16 protein-coding genes are annotated in these 18676 nt (G+C 68.3%); 11 read left to right on the forward strand and 5 right to left on the reverse strand.

Features of this window, described 5'->3' with window-relative positions; genetic code table 11:
- The first annotated feature begins 58 nt into the window (after positions 1-58).
- The gene (locus tag ACLQ14_RS08490) at positions 59-790 is read left to right on the forward strand and encodes an SDR family oxidoreductase (RefSeq protein WP_425811900.1); all 732 of its coding nucleotides are present in this window, start codon (positions 59-61) and stop codon (positions 788-790) included.
- Between the two features lie 36 nt (positions 791-826).
- Here ACLQ14_RS08490 and ACLQ14_RS08495 read toward each other — a convergent pair whose 3' ends face one another.
- On the reverse strand, positions 827-2422 hold the full coding sequence (locus ACLQ14_RS08495; protein WP_425811902.1) for an FAD-dependent oxidoreductase: 1596 nt from the start codon (positions 2420-2422) through the stop codon (positions 827-829).
- Between the two features lie 240 nt (positions 2423-2662).
- On the opposite strand from ACLQ14_RS08495, the gene ACLQ14_RS08500 reads away from it, so the two are divergent.
- The 5 genes from ACLQ14_RS08500 to ACLQ14_RS08520 are packed head-to-tail and all read left to right on the forward strand — an operon-like array spanning position 2663 to position 7594.
- Positions 2663-3547: a sugar phosphate nucleotidyltransferase gene (locus ACLQ14_RS08500; RefSeq protein WP_425811904.1), complete on the forward strand. Its 885-nt coding sequence runs from the start codon at positions 2663-2665 to the stop codon at positions 3545-3547.
- Positions 3540-4163 (forward strand): PIG-L deacetylase family protein, encoded by a 624-nt coding sequence (locus tag ACLQ14_RS08505; protein ID WP_425811905.1) that lies wholly within the window; start codon positions 3540-3542, stop codon positions 4161-4163. The genes ACLQ14_RS08500 and ACLQ14_RS08505 overlap by 8 nt, the downstream gene beginning before the upstream one ends.
- On the forward strand, positions 4160-5140 hold the full coding sequence (locus ACLQ14_RS08510; RefSeq protein WP_425811907.1) for a glycosyltransferase family 2 protein: 981 nt from the start codon (positions 4160-4162) through the stop codon (positions 5138-5140). The genes ACLQ14_RS08505 and ACLQ14_RS08510 overlap by 4 nt, the downstream gene beginning before the upstream one ends.
- A gap of 1 nt (position 5141) precedes the next feature.
- Positions 5142-6347 (forward strand): NAD(P)-binding domain-containing protein, encoded by a 1206-nt coding sequence (locus ACLQ14_RS08515; RefSeq protein WP_425811909.1) that lies wholly within the window; start codon positions 5142-5144, stop codon positions 6345-6347.
- Between the two features lie 38 nt (positions 6348-6385).
- Positions 6386-7594, forward strand: a complete 1209-nt coding sequence (locus tag ACLQ14_RS08520) for a hypothetical protein (RefSeq protein WP_425811911.1) — start codon at positions 6386-6388, stop codon at positions 7592-7594.
- Here the strand turns inward: ACLQ14_RS08520 and ACLQ14_RS08525 are convergent.
- Entirely contained in the window at positions 7571-8710 is a 1140-nt protein-coding gene (locus tag ACLQ14_RS08525; protein WP_425811913.1) for a glycosyltransferase family 4 protein, read from the reverse strand. The genes ACLQ14_RS08520 and ACLQ14_RS08525 overlap by 24 nt on opposite strands.
- Before the next feature lie 187 nt (positions 8711-8897).
- Here ACLQ14_RS08525 and ACLQ14_RS08530 point away from each other — a divergent pair, with 187 nt between their 5' ends.
- Both ACLQ14_RS08530 and ACLQ14_RS08535 read left to right on the forward strand, forming a co-directional pair.
- Complete coding sequence (locus ACLQ14_RS08530; protein WP_425811915.1) at positions 8898-10139, forward strand: polysaccharide ABC transporter ATP-binding protein; 1242 nt, start codon at positions 8898-8900, stop codon at positions 10137-10139.
- Complete coding sequence (locus tag ACLQ14_RS08535; protein WP_425811917.1) at positions 10136-11038, forward strand: ABC transporter permease; 903 nt, start codon at positions 10136-10138, stop codon at positions 11036-11038. The genes ACLQ14_RS08530 and ACLQ14_RS08535 overlap by 4 nt, the downstream gene beginning before the upstream one ends.
- A 22-nt stretch (positions 11039-11060) precedes the next feature.
- Here the strand turns inward: ACLQ14_RS08535 and ACLQ14_RS08540 are convergent, their stop codons facing one another.
- On the reverse strand, positions 11061-12200 hold the full coding sequence (locus ACLQ14_RS08540; protein ID WP_425811919.1) for a glycosyltransferase family 4 protein: 1140 nt from the start codon (positions 12198-12200) through the stop codon (positions 11061-11063).
- 103 nt (positions 12201-12303) lie between these two features.
- Here ACLQ14_RS08540 and ACLQ14_RS08545 point away from each other — a divergent pair, with 103 nt between their 5' ends.
- Together ACLQ14_RS08545 and ACLQ14_RS08550 are read left to right on the forward strand one after the other, a co-directional pair.
- A complete protein-coding gene (locus tag ACLQ14_RS08545) occupies positions 12304-13392 on the forward strand; it encodes a glycosyltransferase family 4 protein (RefSeq protein WP_425811921.1) in 1089 nt (362 codons plus the stop codon).
- A gap of 275 nt (positions 13393-13667) precedes the next feature.
- Positions 13668-14624, forward strand: coding sequence for a glycosyltransferase family 2 protein (locus ACLQ14_RS08550; RefSeq protein ID WP_425811923.1), 957 nt, complete (start codon positions 13668-13670; stop codon positions 14622-14624).
- A gap of 22 nt (positions 14625-14646) precedes the next feature.
- On the opposite strand, the gene ACLQ14_RS08555 is transcribed toward ACLQ14_RS08550, so the two are convergent.
- Positions 14647-15828, reverse strand: a complete 1182-nt coding sequence (locus ACLQ14_RS08555) for a glycosyltransferase family 4 protein (RefSeq protein ID WP_425811925.1) — start codon at positions 15826-15828, stop codon at positions 14647-14649.
- A complete protein-coding gene (locus ACLQ14_RS08560) occupies positions 15825-16949 on the reverse strand; it encodes a glycosyltransferase family 4 protein (RefSeq protein ID WP_425811927.1) in 1125 nt (374 codons plus the stop codon). The genes ACLQ14_RS08555 and ACLQ14_RS08560 overlap by 4 nt, the downstream gene beginning before the upstream one ends.
- 397 nt (positions 16950-17346) lie before the next feature.
- Here ACLQ14_RS08560 and ACLQ14_RS08565 point away from each other — a divergent pair.
- On the forward strand, positions 17347-18676 hold a 1330-nt coding region (locus ACLQ14_RS08565; RefSeq protein ID WP_425811929.1), incomplete at its 3' end, for a DUF7402 domain-containing protein.

Genomic DNA, 18676 nt, shown 5'->3' on the forward strand with positions numbered 1-18676 from the left:
CGGGTGAACTTGTCGCGCCGGCCGCGTCGCCCAGTGACCGAGTCGGCAGAATTGTGCCATGTCCGTGCCGGATCCGCGTGATGATCGAGCCAGCCTGCCGACGGCAGTTGTGGTCGGGGCGACAGGGGGCGTCGGTCGATCTGTCGTCGAGCTCCTGCGTGTCACTCATCGGATCTGGCTCGTGGGCAGGAGAAGCTCGGCCGGTCCGAACCGCGGGCGCGGCCCGCGGGCAGCTCAGTACTGGTCCCTGGACTTCGAGGGTGATCTCGCAGAGCTCGCCCCTCCCTCGGATCTCGGTCCGGTCGATCTCCTCGTGCTTGCTGCCGGGAAATGGTCCTCGGGAACGATCGCGGAGGGCACGCCCAAGGAATGGGCCGACGTTCTGGCCGTGAACGTGATTGGGCAGATCGCTCTGACCCAGTTGCTCCTCCCGCACCTTCGCCGCGCGCACGGCCGAGTGATAGCGCTGAGCTCGACGGCCGTCGACGGTTCGCCGCGCGGGAGGGCCGCCTACGTCGCGAGCAAGGCCGCCCTGGATGCGTTCCTCGTCGGGTTGCACGAAGAAGAGCGCAGGCACGGGATTCAGGTGACGACCCTGCATGCGGGGCGCATTGCGACCCCCATGCATCGTGAGGTCACGGACGCGGAGGCGACCGGCCAGAAGGTCGAGGCGATGGCGCCCGACGACCTGGCTCGCGTGATCGTCATGCTCGCCGAGTTGCCGTCCAGTGTTCACCTGTCGGAGCTCACCCTCCGAGCGGCGTCCTTCGTGGAGGAGCCCCCGGCGTAAGAATCGATGCGTCGGTCTGCGGCCGCGGGCTTGCGGCTACCGCGATCCTGCAGACGCTTCGGCGTCTCCGCCAACCGCGCCGGCCTCGAGAGAGGCGATGTGCCGAGTGAGTCGAGACGCGAGCGCCACGATCGTGAGCGTCGGTCCCGCCGTCCCGCTTGTGGGGAAGACGGAAGAGCCCGCGACGAAGAGGTTGGTGAAGCCATGCACGCGGCAGTCGGCGTCGACCACGCTTGTCGTCGGATCGACTCCCATGCGGGTGGTGCCCATGTGGTGCCAGAAGTAGTCGAAGTCGCCGAGGAGGTACTTGCGCTCCATTTCCGCAGCGAGAGCCGGGCCGTCGAATCCGAGCTCGTTTGCAGCGTGGCGTATCGCCCGTGCGTGGGCGTCGCGTTGCTGCTCGTCCAGGTCCAGATGGAGCGTCGCGTCGTTACCGGAGAAGGTGAGGCGGTTCGTCGGATCAGGCAGCTGCTCGACCTGGACGATCAGGGTCAGGAATCGAGATGGTCTCGGATCGCGCAGCAGCTTGCGTGCGACGTACTCCGTGTTCTGCAGGGGGTGACGGACGCCCTTCTTGAGCGCGGCCCAGACTGCGGCGGGGTTTCCACGGGAGTTCTTGAGGTCGGTCAGTTCCGGCGGAGCGATCCAGCTGGGCTGGAACCAAAGGGCCAGGCCGGGTGTCGCGAGCCGCTCAGCCTCGGAAGGTGAGAGTACGAGCTGCGCCCACACGTGAGCCCCGTCGACGTCCTGCCGGTAGTCACCGAGCGACCCGAGGTCGCGGCTGTTGCCGACGTCGTACAGTCGAAGCGAGCCTCCCCCGTGTCGGCGATGCGTCCGCCGCGTCTCGAACGCGTAATACCAGTGCTCCTGGAAATAGCGGCCGACGACATCGGCAGATGGACGCATTTCGCCAGCCAGCAGGTCGTCGGACTCCATGAGCATGCGTGCGTTCTCGACGCCGCCGCCCGCGAGAACGTAGTGGCGCGCGTCGACGGACAACGGCGTGCCGTCGGCTCGGGAGGCGACGACGCCGGTCACGGTCGAACCCGTACTCCGAACCCCGTGCACACGCACGCCCAGCAGGACTTGGATGTCCTCCGAAGCGGCGAGAGCTTCCCGGTGGCGAACGGCCATGCTGAACTCGGGCGTAGTCTGCACGACTCGCGTCTCGAGGATCGAGGAGTCGATCGGCTTGTGTTCGGCGTCGAGCAATGTCGCGGAGTGCCAGGCGTCGTAGGCGTCGACGCTGCCGAGGCCGAGTAGCGACTGCGCCTCCCGGTAGTCGTCCTCGAGCTCGTCCAGTTCGAACGGCCACCCGTTGAGGCCGATCTGATCGCGTCGTTCGAGGTCCGTTGGATCAAGGGGCCGGCAATTCCCGTACCAATGGTTCGTGTTCCCACCGAGAAAGGATCCGAACTCGCAGGACGGGCCGAGTGTGACGGGCTGTCCGGGAAGCACCTGGTGAATCGGGCGGTCGCTCCGTTCCGCTGCTGCGCCGCCCTGCTCAAGCAGAATGACACGCTGCCCCTCCCTGGCGAGCAGGACGGCAAGGGCGATCCCAGCTGCGCCTGACCCGACGAGACAGACGTCCGCCTCGTAGTGTGCCTCGGTGCTGTTGGCCTCGGTGATCATGGGACTCCTGGCTTCGCGGACCGGACACCACCGGCGGGGCAAGTGTGGTCGTCGTGGCCGAGACTGTAGCAAGATCGAAGACCGTGTTGGCCGGACTATCCGGGTGAACTCGAGATCGGGCGGTCCGGACCTGGCGGACGTGAGGGATCGGCCGGGTGAACTCTCCACACGGCGGTGATGCGGACGCGGCCTGACTGCCAGAATGACGGTGTTCGAGTACTGAGAGACGAGGGCGTAACGGTGAAGGTGGTGCTCTTCTGCGGTGGGCTCGGCATGCGGATGCGGTCGGGCCCCGACTCCCTGCCCAAACCGATGATGCCGATCGGCTCGCGTCCCGTGCTGTGGCACATCATGAAGTACTACGCGCACTTCGGTCATACGGACTTCATCCTCTGCCTCGGCTACGGCGCGAATGCCGTCAAGGACTACTTCCTCAACTACCGCGAGACCTACTCGAACGACTTCGTACTCACCAAGGGTGGCCGGGAAATCGAGCTGCTGTCGAGCGACATCAGTGAGTGGCGGATCACGTTCGTCGACACCGGGATGGAGACGGCGATCGGCGAGCGTCTGCGCCGTGTGCGCCAGTACCTCGACGGGGACGACGTGTTTCTCGCCAACTACGGCGACGTGCTCACGGACGCGCCGATGGACGAGATCGTCGACGAGTTCCTCGCCACCGATGCCGTCGGGAGCCTGCTCGCCGTGCCGCCCCAGGATTCGTTCCACGTCGTGCGGGTAGACGGCCAGGGTCGCATGACCGACCTCGAGCCTGTCGGCGGCATGGAGATGTGCATCAACGGGGGCTACTTCGTCTTGCGGCAGGGCATCTTCGACTACCTGGAGGAGGATGAGGACCTCGTGATGGACGCGTGCGTGCGTGCCGCGCGCGACGGTCGGTTCCGGGCTCGGCGCCACGGGGGCTTCTGGGCGCCGATGGACACGCTCAAGGAGCGGTTCGCGCTCGAAGAGATGAACCGACGAGGAGACCGCCCGTGGGCCGTCTGGGAGCCCGGCAACCGGGGACGTCGACCGGTTTTGGTCGTCGACGCTCCCGAGCTGCCGCGCGTCGACGGCATCGGCCAGATGAGCGGATCGAGCAGCAAGCGTGCGCCTCGTGCTTGACCTTCTCCAGGGCGCGGGCAAGGTGATGTGCGTCGGCGCCCACCCGGACGACATCGAGCTCGGGGCCGGCGGCACGCTGCTCATGTTGGCCGACGCCGGAGTCGAGCTCACGTTCGCGGTGTTGAGCGGAGACGACACCCGGCGGGCCGAGGCGCGCACGGCCGCCACGACGGTGGCGTCGAGCGCGACGGTGCGGTTCGCAGATTTGACCGACGGGCGCTTCCCTGCCGCTTGGGACGACGCTAAGCGATTCCTCCATGCACTCGCCGACGAGGTCGGACAGCCCGACCTGGTCATAGCGCCCCGCCTCGACGATGCCCACCAGGACCATCGTGTCGTCGCGGAGCTCGTGAAGCCCGTCTTCCGGGGCGCGAACGTCCTGCGATACGAGATCCCCAAGTGGGACGGCGACCTTGGGCCCGTGCAGCTGTACCTTCCGCTGCCCGACGAGGTCGTGCAGCGGAAGGTCGAGCTGCTCCAGCGGTCCTACCCGTCGCAGCACGGGCGCGGATGGTGGGACGAGGAAACGTTCCGGAGCATCCTGCGGCTGCGCGGGATCGAGGCCGGTACCCGTTACGCGGAGGGCTTCGTCGCGGACAAGGTCGTCCTGCGGTGACCGCTGTCCCAGCCGGCGCGCCCCGCGTCACGGTAGGCGTGCCGGTCTACAACGGCGAGCAGTACCTTGAGGGCGCGTTGCGCGCGCTGCAGCGTCAGGACGTGGCCGGGCTCGAGGTCGTCGTCAGTGACAATGCGTCGACTGACGGCTCGCTCGAACTCATCCGCGACGTCGTCGGTACCGACCCACGTTTCCGCCTACTGACCTCAACACAGAATCGCGGGATCGCACGAAACTTCAACCGCACACTGGCCGCGGCGAGTGCGCCCTTCTTCATGTGGCATGCGGTCGACGACCTAGCGGAGCCGGGCCATCTATGTTCATGCGTCGATGCGCTGACGGACGATCCTGAGGCCATCGTCGCCTTCTCGCGGGTGCGCTGGATCGACGGCGACGGCCGGATGATCGAACTCTCGCGGGACGTCCACGACGAGCTCGCGGCGGACTCACCTTCCGAGAGGGTTGCTCGGTTCGTCCGTGACGACCTGTACGAGGCGATTGGATACGGCGGTGTGCTGCGGACGGCGACACTGCGGGCCATGGGCGGGCTGGGGAACTACTACGGGAGCGACAACGTGCTCGGGATCCAGATGGCGCTGCGGGGGAGGTGGATCCAGGTTCCCGCCGTGCTCTTCCAAGCGCGTCGTCACGACGGGCAGTTCAGCAAGGACCAGGGAAAGGACGTCATCGATCAGGTACGGACCTTCCGCCCCGAGTGGCGCAGGCCGGTGGCTTTTCCGCAGTGGTACGTCGCAGCGCGCATGTACGGGGCAGCGCTCGCCGGGCCTGGCTCGGCGGCCCAGCGGGCCGCGGCCGCCGTCGCCGTCGTACGGCTCTGGAGTGCGCCGAACTGGCGGCTGCTCGCGTTCGATGTCAAGCGCAACGCCGTGCGTCTGGCGCGTGGACGGTATCGGGGCGTCTACGACGGGTCGCAGGATGTCGATCGTGCCGAGTCCCCGCGCCATGAGACGAGATGAGATGGACGCTGAAGTCGCGGTCATAGGCGCAGGGCCCTACGGCCTGTCGACGGCCGCCCACCTGATCCACCGGGGAGTCGAGACGAGGATCTTCGGCGATCCGATGGTGACTTGGCGGGAGCACATGCCTGCGGGGATGCTGCTGAAGTCCGACGGTTTCGCGTCGAGCCTCGACGCGCCGACGGGCGGATGGCGGCTCGCCGATTACGCGGCGCGGACGGGCATTCCGTACGGGGATCGCACCCCTCGTGTGAGCCTCGAGAACTTCGTGCAGTATGGGCTGGCATTTCAAGGGGCGTTGGTTCCCGGGCTCGACACCCGATCCGTCTCGTCGCTCGAGGGTGCTGGCGAGGGGTTCGCACTCACTCTGGCCGACGGCACGGAGCTGACTGCCCACCGCGTCGTCGTGGCGGCGGGGATCACGCATTTCGCATGGGTGCCAGACCAGCTCGGCGCGCTCGGCGGCTGCGTCAGCCACAGCAGCCAGCATCGTCGCTTCGACCAGTTCGAGGGGCGGCGCGTCGCGGTCGTGGGGGCGGGCTCGTCAGCCGTCGAGATCGCGGCGTCGCTGATCGATGTCGGTTCGCAGGTGGACCTCGTGACACGGCGTCCCGACATCCCGTTCTGGGGCGCCGACGACGGGCGCCCCAGAACGGTGCGGCAACGGGTACAGAACCCGTCGACCGGGCTCGGCCCGGGTTGGCGCCAGAAGTTCTGCGAGGACCTTCCGGACGCTTTTCGGAGGCTGTCGCCGGAGCGCCGACTCGGGATTGTCCGGAACTTTCTCGGGCCGGTGTCAGGGGCGTGGATGAAGGACAAGGTGCTCGGTGGGGCGAATCTCGTCACGGGCGTCGACCTCGCGGGTGTGGAGCTCATCGGCGAGGAGGCGGTCCTTCAGTTGAAGTCACACCACGGCGACGACACCCAGAAGCGGGTGGACCACGTCATCGCAGCTACCGGGTACCGCGCTGACCTCGATCGGTTACCATTCCTCGCTGACGACCTGCGTGCCGTGACGAGGCGCGTGGGAACGATGCCCGAGCTGAGCCGGTACTTCGAGTCGTCGGTCCCGGGCCTGTACTACGTCGGAAACGCAGCCGCCGGATCGTTCGGCCCGCTTATGCGATTCATGGTCGGCGCCGAGTTCGCTGCGCCGCGTGTCGCGTCGCACGTATCGCGGGCTGTTGGCAGAGCGCCGATCGGATGAGGCGCTCGTCGAGAGGCGGCCGCCCGTGGCTCGTGCTCGTGACGGCACACCGATGGCTCCATACGGTCCACCTCGCGCTCGCAGCGCGCGACGCGGGTTTCGACGTGGCGCTCGTGGGACCGGCGGGGCATGCGGTGGCGGGACTCGACTGGGTGGCCACTCCAGGTCTGCTCTCGCCGCTTCGCCGTGCCAGGTCGCTTGCGCGGGCACTCGACGGGATCGGGCACGGCGCAGCAGTGGTGCCCGTCGACGACGTCGCGGCCCGCGCGATCGCGGAGGCTTGGCGAGACGGACTCCTCGGCCCCGCGGCCGCGGTTGCCGTCGTGCGCTCGCTGGGAAGCTCCGAAACGCTGGAGCGTCGCGTCGACCGGGTCTCGAACTCGGCTCTCGCTCGCGACGCGGGCGTCCGCGCCGCGCGCACACTTGCCGTGCCGGCCGCAGATCGCCTCGATGCCGTCCTGCAGAGGCTCGGGCTTCCCGCGGTGCTCAAGACCGACGGCAGCTGGGCGGGGCAGGGCGTAGCCGTCGTGCGGGACCGCGACGAGGCGCACCATGCCTTCGCGAGGCTCTGTGCCCGCCCGTCGCTGCCGCGCGGGCTGGTCCGTTGGTGGAAGGACGATGACGGGGGGTACGTCGCCGACCCGTGGACGAAGCCCCGTGTCTCCGCCCAGGTGTTCGTGCCTGGGGCCCCCGCGACGATCTCGGTGGCGTGCTGGGAGGGCGAGGTGCTCGGGGAGGTGGCATTGCGTGTTGTTCCCACAGCGGACCTCGGCAGCGGACCTGCCACCGTGGTGGAGCCGGCCTCACCCGGTGAGATGGGAGAGACGGCGCGCGTGGTCGTCAAGGCATTGGGCTTGTCTGGCCTATGCGGGCTCGACTTCCACATCCAGTGGGACGGCCGGATGTCATTCCTCGAGCTCAACCCCCGCGCGACCCCGACGGCGCACCTGCCTACCGCTTCGGGGCAGCGGCTCCTCGACCTTCTCGCGCCGCACTTCGGGGCGGCGCCGGCCGCCCGACCGTCCCGCGCCGCTCCGGTCCCCCCGATCGCGCTCTACCCGCAAGAGCGGGTGCGCGACAGAGCGAGTCCTTGGGTGGGTACCGAGCACGAGGACGTGCCAGTGGGGTCACCCGACGCCGTAGCCGCTGTGGCGGGCGCGCTCGGGGCGGCTGTTCCCTCGCTGCGCGCACGCGTAGAACGGTCTCGTGCTGCGCGCCGGGATCTACGCGACGCCAGCAAGAGCTGACGCCAGGTCGGCGTTGCTGCGCTGCCACGAGTGGTCGAGGGCGTGCGCTCGCGACGCCGTCCGGGTGCGCGCGAGCAGTCCCGCGTCGCCTGCAAGGGCCGACAGGACTTCCGCGAGCGCCCGGGCGTCGCCGGGCGGTACCGCGATTCCGGCTCCTCCCAGCTGTTCGGGGATCCCGCCGACTGCCGACGCGACGAGCGCCGCCCCTGACCCCATCCCTTCCAGCACGGTGAGGGGGCAAGGGTCCGACCACCGGGACGGGACGACGACGACGTCGGCGCTACGCAGGAGTTCCGCGACGTCGGCCCTCGGGACGAACGGGCGGCGCGTCACCCGGTCGCCCAACGCTTCGGCGGCGCGCGCGATCTCCGTCTCGAACGCTGTGGGGGCCGCTCGAGGGTCGAACCCGGCGCTCCCGACCACCGTGGCGTGGATGTCGGGGCGGTCGAGCAGCGCGAGGGCGTCGAGCAGCACGTCGGCGCCCTTGTCGCGGAGCATCCGTCCGACGAACGTGACCTCGAGCCGGTCGCCACGCTCCCAGCGGCCCGGCGGCTGGAACGCATCGGTGTCGACTCCGTTGCGGACGACGGCGACGCGGTCACGCAGCTCGGGCGGCAGATGGTCCGAGGTGCGATCGGCGAGGAAGTCGCTCACGCAGACGATGCGCGCCGCCGCGCCGAGGGTGCGGGCGACCTCGCGCCGGCCATAGGTGCGCAGGACCTCGTTGTGCGCGTAGAGCACCGGGACGTGCCGGGAGTCGACGACATGGATGCCCTGCGGGCCATTGTGGACGAGCACGACGGCGGGAGGCCACTCGGCCTGGTCGGTGAGGGCGGCTGCGAACCGTGCGGTTACAAACGGCCGGCGGCCGATGGTCCGGGCCGCCAGGACGTCGCCGTAGCGGTCAAGTCGTCGCGGCCGGCGTTCGTCATACTCGAGGACGTCGGCGCTCGGGTACCGGTCAGAATAGGTGCCCCGTGCCACGGCGACCGCCGGCCGGGGACCGCCGGCCGGTGTCGCCGACGACAACCCGTGGACGACGGTCGGGACCGCGCTGCCGGTGCTGGGCGAGAAGTGGTCGCCGGGGGTGATGACGTGGACGAGGCGTCGCGCCATTCGATTCACCCCCCTGTCCCCGAGGCCGGTTCCGGTGGCCACGAGCCTATCGAGGGGCCGGAGACTTCAGCCTGCGCGGCTGGGTGAATTGCTACGGAGGTGCCCGTCCGGGAAGGTCCGGCCCGGATAATGGGCGGATGCTCTCCGTTACGTTGCTCGACCGCAACCGCCCCGCGCGAGGTTGCGCGTGAGCCGCGCCGTCGGGAAGGCGGTCGTGGTCGCGGGTCTCGGGAAGTCGTACCGGGTCGGTCGGCGCGGGTACCGGCCGAACAGTGCGGTCGAGGCGGCGACCGAACGGTTGCGGCACCCGCTGCGCCGGACGGTCTACGAGGAGTTCCGTGCGCTCGACGACGTCTCGTTCGAGGTGCCGTGGGGCGAGGCAGTCGGGATCGTCGGGCGGAACGGGGCGGGGAAGTCGACACTCCTCAAGCTCCTAACGCGGATCACCGCCCCCACCCGCGGTCGGATCGAGCTCGCCGGACGAATCGGGAGCCTCCTGGAAGTCGGGACGGGTTTCCACCCGGAGCTCACGGGCCGGGAGAACATCTTCCTGTCCGGCTCGCTGCTGGGGATGAACCGCGCGGAGATCCGGCGTCAGTTCGACAGCATCGTCGAGTTCTCCGGGGTTGAAAAATTCCTCGACACGCCCGTGAAGCGATACTCGTCCGGCATGTACGTGCGGCTGGCGTTCGCTGTTGCCGCTCACCTCGAGACGGAGATCCTCGCAATCGATGAGGTCCTTGCGGTCGGGGACGCCGAGTTCCAAGCCAAGTCGCTCGCCAAGATGCGCGATGTCGCGAAGGACGGTCGGACGGTCCTCTACGTGAGCCACCAGATGCAGACCGTAACGTCGCTGTGTACCTCAGCGATCTACCTCGAGCGGGGCCGCCTGGAGTATTACGGCGGCGTCGACGGTGCGCTCGAGCGGTACCGGGCGAGCTTCGCGACGTTCGCCACGGCGCAGTCCGACGCGTCGCGACGGTCGGGCACGGGCGAGCTGCGGGCGCGTGTCGTTCGCCTGTCTGAGGAGAGTTACGAGCCGGCGGAGGACAAGCTGATTGAGATCGACCTCGACGCGAACCCGGAGATGATCGGGCAGTACTTCGTATCCGTGCACCTCAACGACGACAACGGGGTGGTCGTCGTCCAGTGCGACTCGCGCAACGTCGGTGTCTGGCTGGAACCGGGCACGCCGCAGTCGCTCACCCTCTCCATCTGTGACCTGTGGCTCAAGCCGGGTCGCTACACGGTTGACGTGTACGTCTGCAAGACCGGGATTCTCGATTCGTGGGAGGGCGCCGCGGTGTTCGAGGTACTGCCTGTCTCCCCGTACCCGGAGCTCGCGGGCGAAGATGCGATGTCGGTCGGCACGGTCCTGTCCGACTTTTCCTACCAGGTGGGCCCGGGCTCCACGCTGGGGGCCCCGTGAACCGTGACGAGCTCGCCTTGAGCACGGGAGCACGGCACGGGCGTGGGACGGCAGCGTCCGCCCGGGCAGCCGCGCGTCGTTCCCGTGTCACCGTCATCATTCCGCCGGGCCGTTTCTCGCTGCCGCGGTGGTCGGAGCTGTGGGAAGCCCGGGAGGTCGCGTACCGCTTCGCGCAGCGTGACGTGCTGCTGCGCTACCGCCAGACTGTGGTCGGCGTGGCGTGGGTCGTCCTGCAGCCGCTTGCGTCCGCGGGGATCTTCTCGATCGTGTTCGGTCAGGTCGCGAACCTTAGCTCGGACGGAGTCCCGTACTTCATCTTTTCGTTCATGGGGATGCTGGCCTGGAACCTCTTCAACAACGTGCTCGGCCGCTCGGCTCCGTCGCTGGTGTCGAACCAGTCGCTCGTGTCGAAGGTGTTCTTCCCGCGCATGATCGTGCCGCTCTCAAGTGCCGCGTCGGTGCTGCTCGACTTCTTGGTCGCACTGGTGCTCGGCGTCGTCCTGCTGATCGTGTACGGGATCAACCCAGGGTGGCCGGTACTGCTCGTGCCGATCTGGGTGGTGCTCGTCGTCCTGCTTGCCTCCGGCCTGGGGCTGATCGCCTCGGCGCTTCAGGTGAAGTACCGCGATGTCGGGTACGTCCTGCCGTGGCTGTTGCAGATCCTCCTATACGCGTCGCCGGTCGCGTACGCGATCTCCGTGGTCCCTGAGAATCTCCAGGGCCTGTTCAACGCCAACCCGCTGACCTGGATGCTCGGGATGTTCCGCTGGTCGCTGCTCGGGCTCGACCAGCCGCCGCTCTGGCAGATCGGTGGGTTCGCTGTCGTTGCGGTTGCCGCGTTCTACCTGGGTGCGCTGTTCTTCCAGTCCTGGGAACGCAACTTCGCCGACGTGATCTGACCGCGCACAGCCGCGCCGCGGGTTAGCGCGGGCGACGGAAGGGCAGGCTGCGATACACGGCGTCGTCGAGCCGTGCGACACGCTCCCAGGTGAAGTGGGCCGCGGTCTGGGGCCCTGCGGCAGCGAGCCGTGCGCGCAGGGACGGATCGTCGATGGCCCGGCGCAGCGCGCCCGCCAGTGCGCGCGGGTCCACGGGGTCGACCAGGAGACCGTCGACCCCGTCGGTGAGGATCTCGCCCGCACCACCGCGCGACGTGGCGACCACCGGCACCCCGGCCCGTAGGCCCTCGAGCACGACGATCCCGAACGCCTCGACACGACTCGGCACCACGAGCGCCTCCGCGCGCCGCATCACGGTGACGACCTGGTCGCGCGGCAGCGACCCGGGCAGCACCACCCGCTCGCCCATTCCGAGGTCGGCGGCGAGCGAGAGCAAGGCGCCCTGCTCGGGGCCGGCGCCGGCAATGACGAGCTGGACGGCGTCGCCGAGGTCCGCTTTGGCGAACGCCCGGACCAGCAGGTCGAAGCCCTTCACCGGGACGAGCCGCCCGGTTCCCAGCACATACCGCGCGGGGAGCCAGTCGGGTTCGGGACCGGCGGGCTCGTCGGCATCGACCCCGTTGAACACGACGTCGACCTGGTCAGGATCTTGGCCGAACCGTACAAGGTCGTCCGCGGCGAACTTCGAGCACGCGGTCACGGCTGCGGCGCGATTGAGAGCGGACCGCAGGGCCCGGCGCTGCACGACCGATGTCTCGAAGACCCGGTCGGCGTCCATGAACGTCTCCCCGTGCGTCCCCACGACGAGCGGGATCCCCAGCAGGCGCGACGTTACTGTCGCCCAGGTCCCGTTAGGGCCGAAGCATTGGACGTGGAGGACGTCGGGGCGGTCGGCGCGGGCCGCCCGGATCCAGGCGGCGAGCGCCCGTCGTCCGTCCCACGCGAACCGCGCGGTGGACCGGACGTTCGCTGCGGGCAGGGGGGTCGGGAGGTAGCGGATCGTGATCCCGGGGAGTGTGACGGGTGGGTCGCCGCGGTCGACGGTCCAGATCACGACGTCGTGCCCTAGGGCTTGTAGCCGAGGTGCCAGACGGTAAACGTGCTCCTCGACCCCGCCGACGCGAGGGAGGAAGGAGCTGGCGACCAGGGCCACGACGGACACGTTCGCGATCGTAGAGGGGCGGATGCGCGGCCGGTGCCAAACGATCAGTATTTCGCCCGGTCACGGGGGTCGGATGCGTGCCTGTCCGACCTAGGGTGGCGGCATGACCTCCCGGCTCGCCCTCGCGACGTTCGCATCGGCGAACCCGATGGGCCAGCAGGCTTACGAGGCGCGGATCGCCGAACGCGCGTCCCGAGTGGCCGGGCCCGAGATCGAAGTGCGCGAGGCTGTCGTGCGAACGTTGCGTTCGCCGCTTCCGGGGACTGCTCGCCTGCCGCACTGGGCGCTCGACGGTGCGCCACGATCGGTGCGACGCGCGATCGGTGCGGTGGTATACGGACGTAACGACGTGGTGCACCGGATGAGCCTGTCGCTGCCACCCGCATCGGTGCCGGAGATCGTCACCGTCCACGACACCGTTGCGTGGCGTTTCCCGGACGAGTCGGCGCCGCCGTCGTTCGCCGCCGAGGAGACGCGGTCAGCGGCGGCCGTCGTCGCCGTCTCGCAGTACTCCGCGGACGACGCCGCCGAGCTCCTCGGGCTCGACCGCGTGCACGTGGTGCCCAATGGCGTCGACGACGTGTTCTTCGATGCGCGGCCGCTCCCGGAGGCAAGGTTCCGGGAGCTGGGGGTCAGTCGTCCGTACATCCTCACTGCGGGAGGATCGACGCTGCGAAAGAACCTCGAGGGCCTCGCAGCGGCTTGGCAGCGCGTGCGAGCGGCGTACCCAGACGTCGATCTCGTGCTGTGCGGGCCTCCCTCGGAGCGCCGTGACCGGCTGTTCGGTCCGCTGGCCGGGACGCACCGGCTCGGCAAGGTGGACGAGGCGACGCTGGTCGGGCTCATGGCGGGGGCGCGCGCCGTCGTCGTGCCGTCGCTGCATGAGGGGTTCGGCCTGCCAGCCCTGCAGGCGATGGCGTGCGGGACACCCGTGGTCGCCGCGGACCGGAGCGCGCTGCCCGAGGTGTGCGGTGGGTGCGCGGTGCTCGTCGACCCGGACGGGCCCGGGATCGCGGACGGGCTCGTCCACGTGCTCGACGACGGCGCTGATGTCGGTCCGCTCGTGGAGGCGGGGCGTGTCCGAGCAGCCAAGTTCACGTGGGACCGCAGCGCGGCGGGCCACGCAGCGGTGTGGCATGAGGTCCTCGGACGCTCGGTCTCGCCCGAGGCCGCGCCTGGCGGTCAGCGGTGAGTTCTCAACCGAACCTGAGGCGACATGCTCGTCCGGTATCACCCATTTCGGAGACGTGGTTTGGGGTCTGGCTCCCGGCAGCCATTGGGGCGGCACCGCGGGTGGCGAGTACTTCATGCCGAGGCGCCGAGTGCGACCAGACTCGGCGACCATCGCCTCACCCCACCTCACCTGCTTTGGGCGTCGGACGGTTCAGCCTGGACGGTTCTGGCGCACACAGGACCACACACAACGAGGGCGCCCCGACGAAGGCGCCGTGACAGGAGAGATCTCGGATGGAGCACGAGCAGCCGCCAGACGTCAGCGTGGTCATACCGACGCGTCGAGGTGGGCCGTACCTGGACGAGGCGATCGCGTCGGTGTTCGCCCAGACACTCACGAGTTGGGAACTGATTGTCGTCTTTGACGGATGCGACGCGGAGCTGGACGTCCGGTGGCTCGCCGATCCTCGCGTCCGCACGGTCCGTCAGGCGCACCGTGGCGAGTCCGTGGCGCGCAACAACGGCCTTGCTGCATGTCGATCGGACGTTGTGGCGTTCGTGGACGACGACGATCGCATGCTGCCTCAGCGGCTTCAACGTCAACTCGAGCTGATGCGATCGCGGCCGGAGATCGGCCTCTGCCACACACAGTTCGTCGTCATCGACCAGGACGGAGCAAAAGCCCAGCCCGGTCGGTCCGGGGACGTTCAGTACGCTGGTCTACTCAGAGGCGACGTCAGGATTCTGATGCCCACGTTGATGGTTCGAAAATCCGTGCTCGAAGCGGTCGGTACCTTCAACTCGACTCTTCGAACCGGTCAGGATCTTGATGTGATCTATCGCGTCGCGCGTGAGAGCACGCTTGGCTACTGCGCCGAGGTGTTGACTGAGTATCGCCGCCACGGCTCCAATGCGTCGGGTGACCAGGTCCAGGCAGGCATCAATCTGGAACGCATCCTGTCGGTCCACCTCGAGTGGGCGGTGCTGAACGGCCGCGGCTCGGATGCGGACGCCGCACGGGAAGGGCTCGAGTGGGCACGCCGGTACGGTGCCATGGGGGAGCTAATCAAGGCCCGCAGCCAGTGGCAGGCGAGGGAGACACGTCAGTGTGCCGGTTCGGTCGTACGGGCTTTTCGACTTTCACCAGCGCAGGCGGTGCGCGACTTGGTGGGCAACCGGCCCGTCCTTCGCCGGCTCGCCGGGAGACGACAATCGCCCGTGGGCGCTCGCGCAGGATCAACGGGGCATTAGCGCTGCTGTTCGGATCGCACCGTCAAGACCTTCGAGCAATCTCTTGCCGTCTTCGGTCGGCGGATCGACGGTGTGTCGCCCAACGTCGTCGGGGGCGGGCGCTGTCGATGAGAAGCTGCTCGATCCGTTGAGCAGTCGCGTCGAGCGACAGGCGGTCGACTACGTGCTGACGTAGCGCCCGGCGCCGAGCGTCCTGGGTTTGCCCCCCCGCGGCGGCCCGACGCAAGGCGTCCACGAGAGCGGCGGCGTCCCCGTCGGCGACCAGGGTCCCGCTCGCCCCGACCGTCTCGGGGATGCCGCCGACACGCGTCGCGATGATTGGTAGACCTGTGGACATCGCTTCGGCAAGCACTAGGCCGAAGGACTCGACCCGCGAGGGAAGCACGAGGACGTCCGCGGCACGCATCGGCGTCAGAACGTCGAGACGGGCGGCGAGCCACTCGACACCCGTGGCGGCGAGCGCGATCAGGCGCCCTTGATATGCGAGCGCGTTTGCGTCGCCCTCGGACGAGACACCGACGACGAGGAGGCGCGCCTGGTCAGGGGGCAACCCGAGCTCTGCCCACGCGTGGACGAGATCGTGCACTCCCTTCTCGGGCGAGACGCGGCCACAGAACAGGGCGACAAACGCGTCCTGGGGGAGCCTGAGTGCAAGTCTCGCGCCGTGCCGGTCATCGGTGCCAGTGAGAGGAAAGGCGTCGACGTCGACGCCGTTTGGCACCACGGTGACCTTGGTGGGATCGACACCCTGTGTCATCCACTGCTTGGCGGTGGCCTCTGAGACCGCGATGAAGTGAGCAACGCCACGGCTCTTGAGCGCTACACGGCTGCGGGGAGAAAAATAGTGGAGGTGGCAGATGATTCGCGCGCCCGTGAGGAAGTGAAGCGGAAGCGCGAACGCAAGCTCCTCGAAGCGATGAACGTAGATGACGTCGGGGCGGCGCCGTATTCCCGTGACGAGGACCGGCAGAATCTCTCGCAGGGCGGCGAACGGCCGTCGCAGACGTACATCGAGGGCTCGGACCCGTGAAGCTGAGTGCGCGAAGGCGGGCACGGCGCCGACCCGCTGCACATAGACGATATCGATCTGATGGCCCTGTCGTGCGAGGGCCTCGGCGATCATTACGGACATGGTCTCCACCCCGCCGAGCCCGCCGAGTCTGTCCACGCTGAGGAGCACGCGGAGGCGCCGCCTCGCGGTCATGCGGCACGGCCGCGTGGCGGCCGAGCGCGCAGCCACGCATCGAGCGGTCGGGACACGGCGTTCCACGAGAGCTCAGCGAGCGCCCGGTCTCGTTCGGGTGCGGGCCAGGCAGGTGGCTCCGTCAGGTGGGTCACCAAGTGGCGGATCCAGACGTCCGGTTCGTCAGTGACGAAACGGCCGAAGCCCGGATGTGCGGAGGCGGCGTCCTCCGTAGCGATGACCGGTGCGCCGGAGGCCAACGCCTCGGCGTACTTGACCGATGCCCCCACGCCGGAACGTACGGGTATCGCGGCTGTGGCGGCGCTACCGAGGAACGCCGCGAGGTCGTTGACTCGCCCGACGTACGAGATCCCGGGTGCTGAGGAGGTGCGTCCGCCCAGCCCGCTCCCGGCCACGAGCGCGCGAGCCGTGGGTACCTGCCTCACGACCGCTGGCCACACCGTGGACTCGAACCACTCGAGGCCACGCAGGTTCGGGATCCAGGTCCATGATCCGAACAGTGCGACGTAGGGCTCTGGCGACGTGCCGAGGCCGAGCCGATCTGGCCACTCCTCCGGGTCGACTCCGTGAGGTGCGACGATCCGCTCCGAGGCGTGTGGGGTCTCTGGCAGCCGCCCCAATTCGCGACCCGAGCAGACGGACACTCCGTCCGTGTTCTCGAGGACGTGTTGCAACAGCCGCAAGGCCTCGCGTTCGTCAGTTGCGCTTCCCCCAATTTGCGTGTGCCAGCCTACGTACACGTTGTGGAGGTCGACCAGGGTGGGCGGACGGTGCCGGGGGTCCGTGTGTCCCACCCATCGCCAGGACTCAATGTGAGAGACCACGATCGCGTCAAACTGGCCCTTGCGCAGTGCGCGCGAGAGCCGGTGGTGCGCCATGGGATTGCGCACGCCAGCCATGAGGTGGCCTCGGACCCGATCCACCGTCGCAATGCGACTCAAGGAGCTATCGTCCTGGTCGCCGGCTAGGGACATCACGTGGACGCGGTGTCCGGCGTCTACGAGCGCGCGGATCTGGAAATACTGACGGCGCTGACCGCCCTGTCCGTGCCGGTCGGGGGTCTCATTACTGACCCAGAGCACGTCGCGGGCGGGTGCCTGCTCGGTAGCACGGCTAGTCACGCGCGTCTCGCCCTCCGTCGGTCTGCGGTCTGCGGTCTGCGGTCTGCGGTCTGTCTGATCCTAGCCAGCCGGTCCGTTCGTTGGGTCACGGCGCCAGCGGCGAGCAGATGGCCCACATGTCACACATGGCCGCGCTACCGCCGCTGAGCAGCGCAGCCCTCGTCTCAGCGGGTGGAGGAATTCACCCCTGCCAGAATTTCCTGGATGGTCTGTCATGGTAATACTCTTTGCGAGGGGGCTGTCGGCACGATCTTAGAGAGGGAGCCCTGTGAGGCCGCAATGTCGGGCTGTCAGGCCATGGTCCATCACGAGTGTGCTGGCAACGGCGGCAATCGTGCTCGCAACGTCCGTCGTTGGAGTCACGCCTGCTGCGGCGGACGGGTGCGCGGGCGGGTCAATGCATGTCGTCGCACATCAGGACGACGACATTCTCTTCCAAAGCCCTGACCTTCTGGCGGACGTTCGCGGCGGAGCCTGCGCAACGACCCTATACCTCACCGCGGGAGACGCGGGCGGCTCAGCGGGCTATTGGCAGGGCCGCGAGCAGGGCGCCCGCGCGGCCTACGCGGAGATGGCTGGTGTCGCCCGCCCGTCGTGGACCCGTTCGGTGGCCAAATTTGCCGGCCATGACGTCGTTAAGGATCACTTGTCGGGCACGTCGGTCGAGTTGATATTTTTGCGATTGCCCGATGGTAATATAAGTGGCCGAGGGTTCCCGTCGACCAATGGCGTCTCGCTCGAACAGCTCTGGAAGGGGAGCATTGTCTCCCTCTCCTCCGTCGACGGAATGAGCGACTATTCGCGGTCTGATCTCGTGGCTGTGCTCCACGGAATCTTCTCCAGCTATGCTTCGAGCGTCGTGCGCCTTCAGGACGACACCGACGCCGACGTGAGCGATCATTCTGACCACCGATACGGCGCACGGTTCGCTCTGGCCGCGCTGGGGGGAGCGGATCCGTCCGACGCCGCGGTCGTGCGTTACGCGGACTACGGAACGTCCGCCGAACCTGTCAACGTGACCGGTTCGGCGTTTACGGACAAGGTTGCCACCTACCTCGCGTACGCACAGTACGACCCGCTCGTCTGTCAGACCGAGACGAGCTGCGGCCAGACGAGCACTGAAGGGCGCTGGATGCCGCGGCAGTACACGTTGACGGGGTCGCCTACCGCGTGGGTCCCACCCGAGCCGACGGCTGAGGGGCCCACGGGCGTCGACGCACCCGACGGAAACTTGGCCGGTGCAGCGCTCATTGCCGCATCGTCTGAAGACGTCACCGAAGGTTCGCGTGCGTCGTCTGCGGCGGATGGCGTGGCCGACGGGTATCCCGGCGACCCCAGCAAGGAATGGTCGAGCCACCAAGGTCGGGCCGGTGAATGGCTTCAGTACGCTTGGGCTTCGCCGGTGACGGTCTCGCAGGTGGTGTTATTCGATCGGCCTAATGCTGATGACAATGTGCGGTCGGGGACGCTGTGGTTCTCGGATGGTTCAACGGTCGCGGTGGGTGCGTTGCCGAACGATGGTTCGGGTCTGACTGTGTCGTTCGCTGCTCGGTCGATTTCGAGTGTTCGGTTCACGGTGACGGGTGTGTCGCCATCGACGTTGAACGTGGGCTTGTCCGAGTTCCAGGTGTTCGGTTCTGCTGTGGCCCCGACTCCGACTCCGACTCCGACTCCGACTCCGACTCCGACTCCGACTCCGACTCCGACTCCGACTCCGACTCCGACTC

This window comes from Luteimicrobium sp. DT211 (genome assembly GCF_049844995.1).
Classification (GTDB): Bacteria; Actinomycetota; Actinomycetes; order Actinomycetales; family Cellulomonadaceae; genus Luteimicrobium.